General features: G+C 64.3%; 15 protein-coding genes. 10 read left to right on the top strand and 5 right to left on the bottom strand.

Annotation, left to right across the window (positions count from 1 at the left end; translation table 11 throughout):
• Positions 1-2: 2 nt before the first annotated feature.
• The 3 genes from ACTDXD_RS08840 to ACTDXD_RS08830 form a co-directional block, all read right to left on the bottom strand.
• Positions 3-2087, bottom strand: a complete 2085-nt coding sequence (locus ACTDXD_RS08840) for a hydantoinase/oxoprolinase family protein (RefSeq protein ID WP_440126683.1) — start codon at positions 2085-2087, stop codon at positions 3-5.
• A 250-nt stretch (positions 2088-2337) separates the two neighbouring features.
• Entirely contained in the window at positions 2338-3105 is a 768-nt protein-coding gene (locus ACTDXD_RS08835) for an IclR family transcriptional regulator (protein WP_440126682.1), read from the bottom strand.
• 295 nt (positions 3106-3400) lie between these two features.
• Complete coding sequence (locus ACTDXD_RS08830; protein WP_054810832.1) at positions 3401-3667, bottom strand: hypothetical protein; 267 nt, start codon at positions 3665-3667, stop codon at positions 3401-3403.
• Between the two features lie 255 nt (positions 3668-3922).
• Between ACTDXD_RS08830 and ACTDXD_RS08825 the strand changes: the two genes are divergently transcribed.
• The 4 genes from ACTDXD_RS08825 (at position 3923) to ACTDXD_RS08810 (ending at position 7635) form a co-directional block, all read left to right on the top strand.
• A complete protein-coding gene (locus tag ACTDXD_RS08825; protein WP_440126681.1) occupies positions 3923-4144 on the top strand; it encodes a hypothetical protein in 222 nt (73 codons plus the stop codon).
• A gap of 521 nt (positions 4145-4665) precedes the next feature.
• Positions 4666-5826: a tyrosine-type recombinase/integrase gene (locus ACTDXD_RS08820; protein ID WP_440126680.1), complete on the top strand. Its 1161-nt coding sequence runs from the start codon at positions 4666-4668 to the stop codon at positions 5824-5826.
• Positions 5823-6176: a helix-turn-helix domain-containing protein gene (locus ACTDXD_RS08815; protein ID WP_440126679.1), complete on the top strand. Its 354-nt coding sequence runs from the start codon at positions 5823-5825 to the stop codon at positions 6174-6176. The genes ACTDXD_RS08820 and ACTDXD_RS08815 overlap by 4 nt, the downstream gene beginning before the upstream one ends.
• A 160-nt stretch (positions 6177-6336) precedes the next feature.
• Positions 6337-7635 (top strand): Fis family transcriptional regulator, encoded by a 1299-nt coding sequence (locus ACTDXD_RS08810; protein ID WP_440126678.1) that lies wholly within the window; start codon positions 6337-6339, stop codon positions 7633-7635.
• Between the two features lie 487 nt (positions 7636-8122).
• On the opposite strand, the gene ACTDXD_RS08805 is transcribed toward ACTDXD_RS08810, so the two are convergent.
• The gene (locus ACTDXD_RS08805) at positions 8123-8818 is read right to left on the bottom strand and encodes an IclR family transcriptional regulator domain-containing protein (protein WP_054806698.1); all 696 of its coding nucleotides are present in this window, start codon (positions 8816-8818) and stop codon (positions 8123-8125) included.
• Positions 8819-8937: 119 nt separating this feature from the next.
• Here ACTDXD_RS08805 and ACTDXD_RS08800 point away from each other — a divergent pair, with 119 nt between their 5' ends.
• The 3 genes from ACTDXD_RS08800 to ACTDXD_RS08790 all read left to right on the top strand — a co-directional run bounded on the left by ACTDXD_RS08800 (position 8938) and on the right by ACTDXD_RS08790 (position 11916).
• A complete protein-coding gene (locus tag ACTDXD_RS08800; protein WP_440126677.1) occupies positions 8938-9753 on the top strand; it encodes an SDR family NAD(P)-dependent oxidoreductase in 816 nt (271 codons plus the stop codon).
• Positions 9754-9775: 22 nt separating this feature from the next.
• Positions 9776-10693, top strand: a complete 918-nt coding sequence (locus ACTDXD_RS08795) for an NAD-dependent epimerase/dehydratase family protein (RefSeq protein ID WP_054806699.1) — start codon at positions 9776-9778, stop codon at positions 10691-10693.
• A 74-nt stretch (positions 10694-10767) separates the two neighbouring features.
• The gene (locus tag ACTDXD_RS08790; protein WP_440126676.1) at positions 10768-11916 is read left to right on the top strand and encodes a steroid 3-ketoacyl-CoA thiolase; all 1149 of its coding nucleotides are present in this window, start codon (positions 10768-10770) and stop codon (positions 11914-11916) included.
• A 14-nt stretch (positions 11917-11930) separates the two neighbouring features.
• Here ACTDXD_RS08790 and ACTDXD_RS08785 read toward each other — a convergent pair whose 3' ends face one another.
• Positions 11931-12551 (bottom strand): TetR/AcrR family transcriptional regulator, encoded by a 621-nt coding sequence (locus ACTDXD_RS08785; protein WP_440126675.1) that lies wholly within the window; start codon positions 12549-12551, stop codon positions 11931-11933.
• A gap of 293 nt (positions 12552-12844) precedes the next feature.
• Between ACTDXD_RS08785 and ACTDXD_RS08780 the strand changes: the two genes are divergently transcribed.
• From ACTDXD_RS08780 to ACTDXD_RS08770, 3 genes are all read left to right on the top strand, one after another.
• Entirely contained in the window at positions 12845-14062 is a 1218-nt protein-coding gene (locus ACTDXD_RS08780) for a DegT/DnrJ/EryC1/StrS family aminotransferase (RefSeq protein WP_440126674.1), read from the top strand.
• Between the two features lie 179 nt (positions 14063-14241).
• The gene (locus tag ACTDXD_RS08775) at positions 14242-15477 is read left to right on the top strand and encodes an amidohydrolase family protein (RefSeq protein WP_054806701.1); all 1236 of its coding nucleotides are present in this window, start codon (positions 14242-14244) and stop codon (positions 15475-15477) included.
• Entirely contained in the window at positions 15474-16340 is an 867-nt protein-coding gene (locus tag ACTDXD_RS08770; RefSeq protein WP_440126673.1) for an amidohydrolase family protein, read from the top strand. The genes ACTDXD_RS08775 and ACTDXD_RS08770 overlap by 4 nt, the downstream gene beginning before the upstream one ends.
• The last annotated feature ends 1 nt before the right edge of the window (position 16341 follow it).

Below are 16341 nucleotides of genomic sequence, written 5' to 3'. Positions count from 1 at the left end.
GGTCAGTTGGCCGGTTCGATGACGTACGTTCCCTGGGCATCAACCGTCAGCCCGTAGCCCTCGATGAGGACGACGGTGGTCGTGGGCTGCTCGATGATGGCGGGCCCGGCGATGCGGTTGTCCCGGTGCAGGAGAAGACCGTCGTAGACGTCCACCTGGATCCGTGAGCCCGAGAAGATCGCGTCGCGGGTGCCCTTGAGTGCGGCGGACGGGTCCTGGCCGGCGGAGGGGTCTTCGGCGAGGGACGGTTTGGTGGTGCGACCGAGGGCGGTGAGGCGCACATTGATCAGCTCCGTGCTCTCCCCGGGCATCGAGTAGCCGTTGAGGCTCTCGTGCTTGTCTTCGAAGTCGGCCAGGAGCTGCTTGAGCGCCGCGGGTGTGAGATCGCCGTCGAACTCCAGGGGGACCTCGATCTCGTCGAACTGTCCCACATAGCGGATGTCGGCGGTGAAGATCAGCTCGATGGCGTCCGGGGCGACGTTTTCCGACCGCAGCGTGGTGATGGCTTCGTCCCGCATCTCCCGATACACCTGGCTGACCCGGCGCAGATCCAGCGCATCGGTGTCCGAGACGAAGGTGCGTGCGTACAGGTGCTTGAGGTCGGTCAGCAGAGTGCCGACGGCGCAGAACACGGAAGACTCGCGGGGCACGATGATGCGGCTGATGCCCAGCTCCTGGGCGATCGGCACGGCATGGATCGGCCCGGCGCCGCCGGCCACGACCAAGGTGAATTCGCGGGGGTCGAAACCGCGCTTGACGGACACCGCGTTGACGGCCTCGGCCATGGTGGCGTTAACCACGCGGTAGATGCCTTCGACAGCTTCGGGGACGGACAGACCCAGCGGTCTGGCGACCTTCTCCTCGACGGCCTTGCGGGAGGCTTCGACGTCCAGGGTGAAGGCGCCGTCTCCGAACAGGTCCGGGTTCAGGTAGCCCATGAGCAGGTCGGCGTCGGTGGTGGTGGGGTTTTCTCCGCCGCGGCCGTAGCACGCCGGGCCGGGGGTGGCGGTGGCGCTCTGCGGGCCGACGCGCAGGATGCCGCCGGAGTCCACCCACACCAGAGAGCCGCCGCCGGCACCGACGGTGTGGATATCCAGCATCGGCAGGGCTACGCGATATCCGCCGATTTCGCTGTCGCTGGTGAGCAAGGGCTCACCGCCACGGACCAGGGCCACGTCGAAGCTGGTACCACCCATGTCCACGGTGATCACGTCCTGCGAGCCGTGCCGGCGTGCGTACTGCAGGGCGGCTTCCGGTGCGGCCGCCGGGCCGGACATCAAGGCGTTGACGGCCATCTCGCTGGCGATCTCGGGCGACATCACACCGCCGTTGGACTGGACGATGAGCAGGGTACCGCCGAAACCGCGGTCGGCGAGCTGCCGCTTGATGTTGGCCAGATAGTTCTGCAGCTTGGGGCCCACGAAGGCATTGAGCACCGTGGTGCTGTGGCGCTCGTAGGCGCGAATCTGCGGCAGCACCTCATGGGACATCGTGACGAAGACACCCGGGAGTTCTTCACGCAGGATTTCTGCGGTGCGCTGTTCGTGGGAAGGATCCAGAAAGGACCACAGATAGGAGATCGCCACGGCCTCGACGTCCTGCTCCCGGAACAGCTGTGCCGCCGCTCTGACATCGTCCTCATGCAGTTCCATGAGCTCGTTGCCCGACACGTCGATACGTTCGCGCACGGTGGCCACGAGGTTCCTGGGCACCAGCGGAACAGGTGGTGCGTACTTGGAGTCGTTCTGACGGTCCCGGATGCCGCGCCGCATGTTCAACAGATCTCGGAATCCGCGCGTGGTGACGAAACCGGTCTTCGCACCCTGCCGGGTCAGCACGGCGTTGGTCGCAATCGTCGTGCCGTGCACAATCGTGGAGACCCCGCCGAGAAATTCCTCGAGCGATTCACCGACGGCGTCCGCGGCCTTGGTCAGCCCGTTCAGCAGGCCCTCGGACGGGTCGTGCGGTGTGGTGGGCGACTTGTAGATGCGTCCCTCACCGTCCCCTTCCACCACGAAGAGATCGGTGAACGTCCCTCCGATATCGATTCCGACCCGGCGACCGGTTGTAGTGCGTGCATTCATCATCGAGACATCTCCGTGCAGTGATTCAGGGGTGGATTCAGGCAAGGACGCACACCATGGGGCGCGACGAAGCGCAGTGAACTACGGGAAAACAGTCGAACCGAAGCTGAACCCTCGGTTAGAAGTGGCTTTCCATGTCCGAAAAGTAACCCGCCTCACAGCAGGTCCGCAATGCTCCTGTTCGCCTGAGCCGAACACGGCCGTGCGGCGGTGTCGACAGGGGCAACTACCACGCCGGGGGGCAGATCGGGCCCTACGGCAATCGACCGTCGCCCGGAGACGGAGCCTTCGGGTGGGACAGTCGCTGTGCCGCGTCGACAATCGCCTGGGCGTAGATCTCGACGTGGGTGGGCAGCAGGTATTCGAGGAAGCTCATGCTCAAGGCCCAGGTCACGTCGCCGTCCTCATTACTGATCGGGGCGGCGACCGAGCACATACCCTCGACGGTCTCCTCGACCTCGAGGGCGTAACCACGCTCCCGAACCGTGGCCAGTTCCGTCTCCAGTACCGCCCAGGATCCGATGGACCGCTCCGTCAGACGCGTCAGTCCGGCGCCGGCATACACGTTCTGCACGTCGCCGGGACGAAGGTGGGCCAACAGCACCTTGCCGGCCGCGGTGCAGTGTGCCGCGAGCCGCTCGCCCACCCGGGTCAGGTTGACCTGCACGCCGGTGCGGGGTGAGATCTTCTCCAGATAGACCACCTCGCTGCAATAGCGCGAGGCCAGTTGAACGGTCTCGGCGTATTTCTCGACCAGTCGGCTCATCTCCACCCGTGCCGGGCCGGAGATCTCCGATGTCATGCGCGCCCGGAGCCCCAACTGGAAGGCCCGCCACCCCAGCCGGTAACGGCCCCGCGCCGTGCGGCGGAGCAGGCCCAGGCCGGTCATGGCCTGCATGTACTCCCAGGTCGTTGTCTTCGGTAGGTTCAGTTCGCGGCATACGTCACTGACCGTCCACTCGGGGACGTCGGATGAGAAGAGGTCCAGGACCCGCACGGCCCGTTCGAGGCCGTCGATCACGATGCAGCCTTCACGAGCATGCGGTACAGGGTACGCGAGCGTGCATGGGAGCCGATCAGCGAGCATCCATGCTGAGGAAGTGCATGATCCAGATGCCGACACACCCCAGATCGACACGGAGGCAATCACGAGCCAGCGCATCTTGCCGGGTGAGTACTTCCGAGTCTGCCGGGCACGGAACAACCCGAGTGTTCGTCCTCGCTGATCTTGGGCCAGCAGACCGCCTCCGATGTAGGTTCCCGCCTAAAAGTTCGACTTTTCGTGGTCTGTCCTGGGGGTTTGTGGTCGGTTCTCATCAACTGTTCGGCGTCTCCTTCTCACGGTTCGTTCGACTTCTTCTCGGCGTGTGCTGGTTGGCGGGCCTGAGGATCTGTGCGGCCAGTTCGACGGTGTCGGGGTAGAACGCTGCGTGGGTGAAGCTGTCGTGATCGGTTTGGATGCCGAGATAGTGGTTGCGGGTCTGTAGCCGGAGCAGCCGGTATCTCCGGTGGTGAGGAATGGCGGTCGTCGAGGCCGGCCAGGGCGGGATGGCTTTGACCGCGGTCGCGTAGGCGAGTGTCACTTGCTGGGGTGTGTGGTGGCGCAGTAGCTGGTTGGTGCGGCGTTGGGCTGTGATGATCTCGGGGGAGGCGGACAGATCGAGCTGGGGGCTGTCGGCGTCGCCGATCCAGATCCCGTGGCGTGTGCAGACATTGTGGTGTATCGGCAGGGGGACGGGGACAGGTCCGCGGATGCCGCGGCGGATGGTGCATCGTCGGCAGGCGGTGGTGGCCCGGAGCGGGCCTTGAATGTCGGTGTCGCCGAAGGGAGGCAGTGCGTGGGCGAGGTCGGCGGGAGGTTTGCCGGTGAGGTGCGCGAGCGCGAGCAGCGCCGCGTCGGTTGCGGGGACGAGCAGGTGATGGCGGGCGCGGTCGCCGTCGCTGCTGGTCTTCCTCGAGAACTACGGGGAAAGGACGGCGAGAATGGCCCAGATCAAACAAGAGCGGACAATGAGCCTGATCATGAATTCGCGTCTTCTGTAACTCGTGACTATTTGTGATGGATAAGTGTGATTATCCATCAAATATGTTGCAGTGGATTATAATTCGATCTCACCCAAATGTGAGACGGATTCGGCTCGACCTGTTGCTGAGTGTGTGGCCGCGCGTGGCACGGCGACGATGTCGGGCGGTGTGCGTACGCTGCGCATGGTTGCAGGGGCGCCGGGGTCGCGGGTCCGCGCATGCGGCCGAAAGGCGTCGGCCAGGCGCGGCGGGAGCCCACGGGCGGGGATACCCAGCACCGGCGTCGGACGGTGTCGGGGACGACTCGGGCACAGGGTCGCGGGCGGTGCGGGTGGCGCGATGATGCATCCGAGGCACGACCACAGGCCGTTGGTTGACGTAATATTCGTTATCGGCAATAAACCAGGACGAGTTCAAACAGATGCAACTACTCATCCCACCATGCCATGACAACCGTTCCTGCAAGTGATGACGGGGTTCCGCTGAGGCGTGCTTGACGTGTCGGGATGGCGGCCGGGTGGTTGGTGTGCAGGTCCGAGGCCGTTTCTCTCATTTGATGAGAGATTCTCGCGTAGGGTCCCAGGGTGTGGACGTGGTCCCGGGGAGAATTCCCGCCTTCTTGAGTGATCAGACCGTCGGCTTGCTGCGCGCCGAGGATCGTGCCTTCGAGGCGATGCTGGACGGCTGGCGAGCGCAACAGCTGGCCCGCGGGTTGACAGTGGCGCACATCGAGGCGTCATGTCGGCTGGTCGGGCGTTTCCAGCAGCATACGAACGAATATCCCTGGACGTGGTCCCCCCACCACTTCGACGAGTTCATGGCCGACCGGCGCAGTGGACAACGTCGACTGGCGCTGTCGACATTGCGGTCGAACGCCGGGTCGATCCGGACGTTCTGTTGCTATGTGACCGAACCTCGATACGGATGGATACCGTTCTGCGAGAAGGTATTCGGTCAGATTCCGGCGCAGGTTGTCTTCGAATGGAATGCGCCCCGTCACGCGACCGACGACGCGGTCACACCCGGCCGTCGCAGCCTCACCCGAACGGAGCTGCAGCGGTTTTTCGATGTGGTGGACGACTTCGTCGACGATGAGTTCGCCAAGCGATCGAAACGGTGGCTGCCAGCACTGCGGGACTCGATTGCGTTCAAGGTGGCCTACGCCTACGGGCTCCGACGACGTGAGTTGGCGATGCTCGAGTACGTCGATTTCGGTCCCAACCCGCATGTAGCGCACTACCGCAGGTTCGGCGCCGTGCAGGTGCGGTGGGCCAAGGGTACGAGTGGTTCCGGCCCGCGTCGGCGCACCGTGCTGACGGTGCCCGAGTTCGAGTGGGTGGTGCCGTTGCTCGAATTCTGGTTGTCGCCGCAGGGCCGGGAGCGGTTCCCCACCGCGGATCGCTCCAGGCTGCTGTGGCCGTCCGAACGCGCCGACGGGTCGGGGGTGCGCAACTTCGATCGGGCGTTCCGCCACGCCCGCGACCGTGCCGGCCTGCCCGGCGAGCTCACCTTGCACGCGCTGCGCCATTCCTACGTCACGCATCTGATCGAGGCCGGCTATGACCCGTTGTTCGTCCAGCAGCAGGTCGGCCACGGGTATTCGTCGACCACCGCGCTGTATACCTCGGTGTCCACGGACTTCAAGCAGAAGACCGTGCAGCGGATTATCGCCACTCGACTCCGTGGCATCGGAACAGAGGATGGGACCGGCTCATGAGTGAGCAGCGCCGAATCGGCTACAGGTGGAATCTGCGTCAGCTCATGGCCCAACGCAATTTGTGGAAGACCACCGAGCTGATCCCCCTGCTCAAATCGCGGGGTATCAACCTATCCAACGCACAGGTTCACCGGTTGGTGACCGCGACCCCGGAACGGATCCCGGCCCGCACCTTCGCCGCCTTGTGCGACATTCTCGACTGCACACCGAACGATCTGTTCGAACCGTTCGTCGAAATGCGGGCCGCGAAGACCGCCGACGCACCCCGGAGGCCCGAAAACTTCGGTGTCACAACGGAGCCGCGGATCGCCCGGCGCATCCGCGTGATCGCCCCGGACGACGATAGTTAGACCACGCAAACCCAGCGACCCCGACGCGTGGCCGATCCCGTGCACCCGGTGTCGCGGGCATTACCCGATCGCCGCGAACTGGCCCGACGGCCCGATCTGCAACTACTGCTACCAGCAGGCCAAACGCACCCGCGGCACCTGCGGCTGCGGCCACACCGGGGTGCTCCCCGGGGTTCTCGACGGCCATCCGGTGTGTCGCCGGTGCTCCGGGATCGCTCTGAACCTCGATTGCCGGGTTTGTGGCGTCGAGGACGAACTCTACCGCGGCGGCCGCTGCCAACGCTGCGAACTCGCCAGCCTGGTCGATGACCTGCTCACCGACCCGCAATCCGGAACGATCGTCGCGGAGCTGGCACCGGTCGCAGTGGCGTTGAAGGCCATGGCGCGACCCAACAGTGGGATCACCTGGATCCGGCAACGCCACGTCACCGCGTTCCTCGAGGGTCTGTCGACCGCACCGACGATCACCCACGGCAGCCTCGATGCGCTGCCTGCCTCACGCACACGTGACTACGTTCGGGCACTGCTCGTCGAGTACGGTGTCCTGCCCCCGCGTGACGAGATCCGGATCCGATACCGACAGTGGACGACCGAAGCTCTCAACCGCGTCCACCAGCCGGCGATGCGCGAGATCATCGACCGTTATGTCCGGTGGCATGTGCTGCGCCGCATGAACCAGAGCGAGACGGTCTCACACGGTGCCTTCTTGCGCAGTAAGCAGACCGTGACCGTCGCGATCGACTTCGTCAACTGGCTCAGTAACGAAGGCCTCGGACTTGGCGACCTGCGGCAAGGCCATCTCGATCACTGGATCGCTACCGGCTCCACGACCCGGCTGATCGTCGACCGTTTTCTCGGTTGGGCCATCGCGAGCCGACTGGCCACACCGGAGTTGACCGTGCCCAAGCATCGCCGCGGCACCAGCCGACGTCTCAGCGCCGCCGAACAGGATCATGCACTACAGGTGGCGGTCCACACCGACGAACTGTCGTCCCGCGATCGTGCTCTGGCCATCCTGGTCCTCGTCTTCGCCCAACAGATCGAGAACATCGTCCAGCTCCGCTGGGACGATGTCACCATCACCGACGAGCAGGTCACCATTCGACTCGCCGACCTCGAGATTGCGTTGCCCACACCGCTCGACCAACCGTGGCGTGATCTCACCGTCAATCCCGGTCACGACCAGACGGCCGCACATCCCCACAGCAACTGGGTATTTCGCGGTTACACTCCCGGTCGGCACCTCGATTCCGCGACTGCACGAGACCGACTCAGAAGAACCTTCAGTGCGCGTGCTGCCCGGCTCGGTACCCTCGAGCAACTCAGCAGACTCGCACCCGTGGCGATCATCGCCGAGACCCTGGGCTATCACCCGGCCACGATCGAACGGCACGCTGCTGCCTCGTCGGCCGGCTACGCCGAATACATCGCAGCTATCGACGATGCACAATCGACCTGACCATCGGTTCGCCCTGACACCCGTCCGAACCACCGCGGATCAGGAGCAGATCTCAACGGCAACTCGTCTCACTGCAATACGTCTCGTTGCCAGTATATGAAATCGTCATAATATATTGCGCTCCAATATATTACGGAGAATTCGTACCGTTCCATTAGACGGCTCGAGCATTGCCGCAGAAGCCGGAGTGTCGGCCGGTGCACGGTCCGAAGCCCACGACGACGCCGGAATGGACGTTCACCCCGCTCGGCCGAGTGCACCGGAGTAGATCGACGCGTGGCGTGGGCCGAGTGCGGGCCGCACCACGCAGCACCGTTTGCGTGGTGCCGGAGTGGTCATTACGTGACGAATTGGAGGAGCGCTGGCGCTCGTGCACAACCCACACGAGGATTCGCGAAGGTTTTTCCTGGATGATCTATATTATTTCGCAAGCAGGGATCGAGGGTCAGTCTCCTCTATTGAGATTCACTTCAGTGCCAATTGCCTTCTAGAATTTCGAGATCAAATTCTGGTGTGGGTAGATCCTCCGCCAGGTCTCCGCGGCCGCGGTCTGCGCGGACGACATCATTCGTTTGTCTCGTACCCGGTCCGCCGGACCGAACACCGATAGAGCTGCGGCCTCGGTGCCGCCGATCTTTCCGATAGGCACGGCGACGCAGCTGAAGCCCTTCACACAGCGTTCCGGGTCGTAAGCCAGACGAAGCTCACGCACTCTCGTGAGTTCGGGGCAGTCCACATCGGTGGGATCGCCGAGAGCCAGCAATGCCTTGCCGATCGTCGACGAAGTTACGGGGAGCCGGTCGCCGACACGAGACCGCACCAGCGGAGCCGACTCGCCACCGACTTTTTCGAGATAGACGGCCTCGGATCCGTCCCGCACTGCGAGGTGGACGACGCATCCGGTGAGCTGATGAAGCCGACGCAGGCTGGGAAGCGCCGCACGGCGCAGGGCATTCTGCTGCGCAGCCGCAGCGCCCAGCTCGATCATCCGCATACCCAGCTGGTAGTCCATGCCCTCGCGATACACCCAACGGAGCGCAACGAGCTGTTCGAGTGCACGGTGCACCGACGTGCGCGGGAGCCCGGTGGCGGCGACGATCTGCGACAGATTCAGGCGGTCTGCGCCCTCGAACACGTCGAGGATCACCGCTGCGCGCTGCAGTGTTCCGGTCGGCCCCTCCATCCGGCTCTCCTTTCTCGTCCCCGGACATGGGTAACACACCGTGCCGCGCGGAAGCCGGTATTTCCGCCTACCGGAATCGGTGCTGTTACTCCGGGCGTCCGGTGCTGTGTACTCCGTCCATGCCGAATCCCTCATGTATGACTCCGGGCGCGATGCTGGCAGGTCGTCGCGCCGTGGTGACGGGCGGCGCCGCAGGTATCGGCGCTGCGATCGCGAGGTCGTTCGCCGCCCATGGCGCTGACGTACTCGTCGCGGATATCGAGCCGATCGACGGACTCGACTTCGACCCCGCGGCGGGCGGGTCGATCAACGCCGTCGAATGGGATGTGCGTGAGGGATCGTGTCCGCCCGAACTCGTCGAACACCGGCCGGACGTGCTGGTCAACAACGTCGGCCACTATTTGCAGCCGCCTCATGCCTTCGCCACCAACTCGCCGGCGCTCTGGGACGAGCTGCACAACATCAACTTCGCGCACATCCTGCGCCTGACGCACGCATTGCTGCCGGGAATGACCGAACGTGGCCACGGGTCGATCATCAACCTGACCACCGTCGAAGCCCACCGGGCGATTCCAGGCCACACCGTGTACTCCGCCTACAACGCTGCGCTCACGCAATTCACCCGCTCGCTGTCGGCCGAGGTCGGCCCAGCCGGCATCCGGGTCAACGCCATCGCCCCGGACCTCATCGAGTCGGTGCAGGTTCCCTACGCGACGCTCGTGCCCGAGGAGGACCTGCCGCTGTGGCCGAACTGGTCGCCGCTCGGCGGTCCCGGGCAGCCCGAGGACGTCGCGGGTGTCGCGCTGTTCCTCGCCTCCGACCTGTCCCGGTTCGTTACCGGAGGCACCATCCACGTCGACGGCGGCACGCATTCGTCCGGCGGGTGGGTGCCACGCAACTCCGGCGGCTGGACCAACCGTCCCCGCAATCCCTGATCCACGATCCGAAAGAGACATCATGAAAATTCTGGTTATCGGCGGCACCGGCATGATCGGCGCGCACGCCGCACTCGAACTGCGCGAACACGGCGACGACGTCACGGTCGCGGGACGCGGGCCCCTTCCCGACGACTCGCTCGTCGCCGATTTTCCGCTGCTGACCGGTGACTACACGGTGCCGACCTTCACCCGCGAGCAATTGTCCGGTTTCGAAGCCATCGTCTTCGCTGCCGGCCAGGACCCGCGACACAAGCCACGCGAGGACGACGACGAGCTGAAATTCTGGGAGACCACACAAAGTGTGGGTGTGCCACGTTTCGCCCAACTAGCGAAGGACGCGGGCGTCGGGCGGTTCGTGCAGGTCGGAAGTTACTATCACCAGGTGCGTCCGGATATCGCCGAGACCAACCTGTATGTCGCGGCACGCAAGGCCGCCGACGAGGGCGCCCGTGCGCTCGCCGGCGAGTCGTTCAACGTCTGCACGCTCAATCCGCCGTCGATCCTCGGTGTCGTGCCCGGTGCCTCCACCCGCCGCTACCGGAAGATGGTCTCGTGGGCCGCAGGCAACGAGCCGCAGATCCCCGATTTCGCTCCCCCCGGCGGCACCAACTACCTGTCGGCCCGCTCGCTTGCACAGGCAATCCGCGGCGCCGTGCATCACGGTGAGTCCGGGAAGGCGTACCTGATCGGCGACGAGAACCTCACCTACCAGAGCTTCTTCCAGATGATGGTCGACGCCGCAGGTGGCAATCGTGAGGTCGCGGTGAAAGACGAGTCGCACCCGCTGCTGTCGGATGCTGCGATCGTCCAGGGACGCGGCAACACCCTGTCGTACGAGCCGGATGTGGACGAGACGGCGCTGCTCGGCTACGACCGCAACGATTGCCGCCGCGCGGTCGAAGAGATGGTTGCTGCGGTCGTCGCTGCCACCCAGTGAGACCGGAGCAGTAAGAGCGCAGCTTCCGCGATACCAAGAGAGCATTCGGACCGCGTACTGCGAGGAGAACTGCAATGGGTAACCCGGTGATCGTCGATGCGGCGAGGTCTCCTATCGGCCGACGCGGTGGGGCATTGTCCGGGCTGCACGCCGCCGAGCTGCTGGGCGCCGTCCAGAAAGGTCTGCTCGAGCGACTGAGTCTCGATCCGGCCCTCATCGAGCAGGTGATCGGCGGATGCGTCACGCAGGCCGGCGAACAGGCGTCGAACGTCAGTCGCAACGCATGGCTGCACGCCGGTTTGCCCGAGCGGACCGGTGTGACCACCATCGACGCGCAATGCGGCTCCGGTCAGCAGTCGGTGCACCTCATTGCCGCCCAGATCGCCGCGGGTGTGATCGACACGGGGATGGCCTGCGGTGTCGAGGCGATGTCGCGAGTACCGTTGCTGTCCAACATCGCCGGTGACTTCGGTAGCCCGAAGCCCCCGGGCTGGACCGTGGACATCCCCGCTCAGTTCGACGGGGCCGATCGCATTGCGCGGCGTCGCGGGTTCTCGCGTGGCGATCTCGACGCGTTCGGGCTCCGGTCACAGGAGCGTGCGGCCGCCGCGTGGGCCGATCGTCGCTTCGACGGTGCGATCGTGCCGGTGAAGGCGCCCGACGCCGATGGTGAGGCACCGGTCGTGGTGTCGCGTGACGGTGGTCTGCGCGACACCTCGCTCGATGCCCTGGCGGGACTGAAGCCGGTGCTCGAGGGAGGTCTGCATACGGCGGGCACTTCCTCCCAGATCTCCGACGGTGCAGCTGCGCTCGTGGTCATGGACCAGACACGGGCCGAGGAACTCGGTCTGCGTCCGCGGGCGCGGATCGTCGCGCAGTGCCTCATCGGCGCAGAGACGCATTATCTGCTCGACGGCCCGGTGCAGGCTACCGAGTATCTGCTCGAACGGACCGGGATGTCGATCGGCGACATCGACCTGTTCGAGGTGAACGAAGCGTTTGCGGCGGTGCCGATGTCGATGGCCCGCGTGCACGGCGTCGACGAGGACCGTCTGAACGTCAACGGCGGCGCCATCGCGCTCGGCCACCCCGTGGGAGCGTCCGGTGTCCGTTTGATCGGGGCAGTGATCGATGAACTCGAACGTCGCGATGCGGAACGCGCCCTCGTCGCGGTCTGCGCCGGCGGAGCGATGGCAACGGGGGCGATCGTCGAACGGATGTGAGTGCCGGGGCGGGCTCAGCGCTCGGCGTCCGCCCCCATTCCGTCGAGGAAGACGGAGATACAGTCTTCCGCGAGTTCGTCGAGAGAGTAACCGTCGTCGGGTTTGTGCCAGTACACGGTGAACCACACGGAATCTCGGAGGAACCGGTGGAACACCCTGGTAGGAATGTCCTTTCGGAGGACGCCCGCGTCCTTGCCCGCCTCGATGGCGTCGAGCCATACCGCCTGGATCGACTGTGCGAGGCGTCGTGCTTCGACGAAATCTTCTAGGCGCCGCAGATTCTCGAACTCTGCCTGGTACACCTTCGTCGCGTCGCCGCGGGTTGCTGCAGTGGCGAGCGAGACGTCGACAATCGCCTTCAGCCGGGCTCGGGGGTCGAGGTTCTCGGCCCCCGCAGCCCGGTAATCGTCGAGTAGGTCTGTCAGATATCCCGTCACGAGTTCGGTGACGATAGCGCCCTTGGACCGGAAATAGTGGTAGAGCGCGCCTGCGTTCAGGCCGACGGCGTCGCCGATCTCCCGCATCGACGTGCCGGCGATGCCGCGTGCGGCGAAGGCCGTCGCGGCGGCATCGAGTATCTCCGATCGCCGGTCCGGTGGGCCGGATCCGTCTGACTTTCGGGTGGCCACGCTCATTCGAGAAAATGTATCGGGACTTCCCGTATTCCGCAAACAGGGCGGCTGCGCCGACGGTGGGTTCTTTCTGTTCAGCAGATTTCGCCGGGGGCCAACGCCTTCCGTGATCCTCCGCGTACTTGACGGCAGCGTTCGGCAATTCTATATTCGGGATTGAATGATCGTTCAAACGATGTTCATCGCCGACGACGGCTGCGGCCGGACCGCATTCGCTACGACTCCCTACTGCTTCGCTTCCTGAAGTGGTGATCCGCGGCGTCGGCACCTTCGACGAATTCCGATGAGGAGATCCCATGACCAGGGTTGTCTACGCACGCAGTGTTCACGACGAGCGCGAGATCGAGGCCTGCCTCGAGGTTCTGCGCGGGGGACCGTTCGCGTTGAAGATCGGCAAGAACGTCGCCGAGATGGAACGCCGGGTGGCCGATCTCTACGGCAAGAAGCTCGGCCTCATGTGCAATTCCGGCTCGTCGGCGCTGTATCTGGCGCTCGAGTTGCTGGATCTGCCCAAGGGCGCCGAGGTCATCACCTCGCCGCTGACCTTCTCCACCGACGTCGCGCCGATCGTTCGGGGTGGCTGGATCCCGGTCTTCGTGGATGTCGAGCCCGACACCTACAACGTCGACGCTGCCAAGATCGAGGAGATGATCACCGACCGGACCGGGGCGATTCTCGTTCCGAATCTCGCTGGTAATGCGCCGGATTGGGATGCCATCCGCGAGATCGCCGACAAGCACGGGCTGAAGGTCATCGAGGACTCGTGCGACTGCATCGGCACCACCTTGCGCGGCACAAAGACCGGATCGCGCTCGGACATCACCGTCACCAGTTTCGCGATGTCGCACATCATCACCTGTGCCGGGAACGGGGGTATGGTCTGCCTCGACGACGAGAAGCTTCGCGACAAAGGGTTGATGCTGCGCCGTTGGGGGCGGCGCTCGGAACCGCACCTGTTCGGTTCCGAGCCCGGCGGGCGGGTGTTCCGCGAGGATCTCGACGGTGTCTCCTACGACAACGACTTCATCTTCGACGTCCTGCCGTGGAACTTCGAGCCCTCCGAGCTGGGTTCGGCCTTCGGTCTGGTCCAGCTGAGCAAGTTGGAGGAGAACTACCGGCGTCGCCACGAGATCTTCGATGCCTTCACTGCCGCGTTCGGAGCCTACCCGGACCTGTTCCGCCTGCCCAAGCAGCTCGAAGGCTTCCACACGGCGTGGCTGTGCTACCCGGTGACCGTCTGTGAGGATGCCGGGTTCGAACGTTCCGATCTGCAGGAGTTCCTCGAAGGCGCAGGTATCGACACCCGCACCGTGTGGAGCGGCAACGTCACTCGCCATCCGATGATGAGCAACGTCGAATACCGGGTTCCGGATGCCGGTCTGCCGTTCGCCGACGAGGTCTTCGCCCGGGGTATGTCGCTGGGGATGAGTCACGGTACGACCGCGGAGGAGCTCGACCACACCGTCGCGACCATCCACGCGTTCGCTTCGAAGTACACCCGGGCCGGCGCCTGATCTTGTCGGCAGTGCAGCTCCCGAGCTTGGCGGGAGATAATGAAACCGGGTTGCATCACTCAGTGGGATTTCTGCTTGACCACAGGTGATAGGGCGCTAGTCTGGGATCAGAAATTTAGAACTGAGTTTCAGATATGCAGTGACCATGATTTCGCGTAGCCATCGGACAGGAGCATCTCGTGACGAACGAAGTCCCGTACACCCTCATCTCCGCCGACAGTCATGCCGGCGCCGATCACGCCACCTACCGCGACTACCTCGAGCCGAAGTGGCACGAGGAATTCGACGCGTGGCGCGGCAAGTACAAGAACCCCTACCGCGACCTCGTCGACGACGGACGGGACCGCAACTGGAACAACGAGCGGCGCATGCGCGAGACGCAGGGCGACGGCACGGTCGGTGAGGTGCTGTTCCCGAACACCGTGCCACCGTTCTTCCCGAGTGCGGCGGTGCTGGCCGGGCCACCTCGTGCGGACGACTTCGAGAAACGCCTGGCCGGAGTGCGCGCGCACAACCGGTGGCTCAAGGACTTCTGTGACGACGCACCGGCGCAGCGGGCAGGCGTCGGGCAGATCTTCCTCAACGACGTCGACGAGGCGATCGCGGATGTGAAGTGGATCAAAGAGAACGGGCTACGGGGAGGTGTTCTGCTGCCGAACCTGGCGCCGGACATCAAATGGGTCAAGCCGCTCTACGATCCCGAGTACGACCGGCTCTGGGAGATCTGTGAAGACCTCGGTGTGCCGGTCAACAGCCACGCAGGTACCGGCCTGCCCGACTACGGCCGGTACAAGACCTCGTCGCTGCTCTATATCAACGAGGTCGGCTTCTATTCGATGCGCCCTCTGGTGCAGATGATCCTCTCGGGTGTCTTCGAGCGCTTTCCCAGGCTCAAGTTCGCCGTGTCCGAGCAGGGCTGCTCGTGGGCGCCGGATCTGATGCGTCAGCTCGACACGGTGGACCTGCGCGTCAAGCGCACCGGCCGGATCGGTGAGCTGTTCTACAGCGAGGACGAGCAACTGCCGTTGCGTCCGAGCGAGTACTTCCGCCGCAATGTGTGGGTCGGTGCGACAATGCCGTCCGCGCAGGACATCGCGGTGCGCGAGACTCTCGGCGAAGGAAAGTTCATGTGGGGCAGCGACTATCCGCACAACGAGGGAACCTACCCGTTTACGCGCGAGTGCATTCGTCAGGTCATGCACGACGTGGACGAGTCCGAGCTGCGGAAGCTGTTCGCCGCCAACGCCGCCGAACTGTACGACTTCGATCTCGATGCGCTTGCACCGCTCGCGGCCGAGTACGGGCCGACACCCTCCGAGATCGCGCAGCCTCTGACCGAGCTTCCCGAGAATCCCAACGACGTACTGATGCGCGATTCCTTCGCTGAGCAACTCGAAGCGGAGCTGAGCGCATGACCGCCTACGCAGGAATTCCGATCATCGACACACACATCGGTTTTCGTGAATCCGGATACGACGAGTACGCCTTCATCACGAAGCAGACGAAGGACAGCCAGAGCCGTGACGAGTTCACGATGCCCGCGCAATACATGTTCAAGGATGTTCCGAGCGACCTGGCGACCGACGATCCGGTGTCGGTGACACTGCGGGAAATGGACAAGCACGGCATCGAGATCGGAATGGTCAGCGTTGCCAAAGAGGCAGGGCGTCAAGCAGTCCGGATGTTTCCGGACCGGTTCGTCGCGCAAGGCTCTGCCGTCGACCCCAACGACATCATGGGCACCCTGGAGCGGATGACGCGCGAACGCGAGGAATTCGATATCCGGTCGGTGAGTTCCTTCGCGGCAGGCACCTTCCCGCAGGTGGCGCTCAACGCACCGCAGATGTATCCGATCTATGCCAAATGTGTCGAACTGGGTATCCCGATCTTCGCGTGTGCAGGAATCGCGGGTCCTCGGCTGAAATCCGCGGTGCAGCATGTCGAACTCATCGACGACGTGATGTTCGACTTCCCGGATCTCGTGTTCGTCACCCGGCACGGCTGTGAGCCGTGGGAAGATCTGGCGGTCAAGCTGATGCTCAAGTGGCCCAACCTGTACTATTCGACATCGGCCTTCGCTCCCAAGCACTATCCGAAGGCGATCGTCGACTATGCGAACACCCGGGGCGCCGACAAGATCATCTACGCCGGGTACTTTCCGGCGGGTCTGAGCCTGGACCGCATCTTCGACGACATGCCGAACGTTCCGTTCAACGACGACGTGTGGCCGAAGTTTCTGCATGACAATGCCCGCAAGGTGCTCGGATTGAAAGGTTGAC

It is taken from the genome of Rhodococcus sp. SJ-3, from assembly GCF_051918125.1.
Lineage (GTDB): Bacteria > Actinomycetota > Actinomycetes > Mycobacteriales > Mycobacteriaceae > Rhodococcus.
This window is presented reverse-complemented; position numbering and strand designations above follow the sequence as displayed.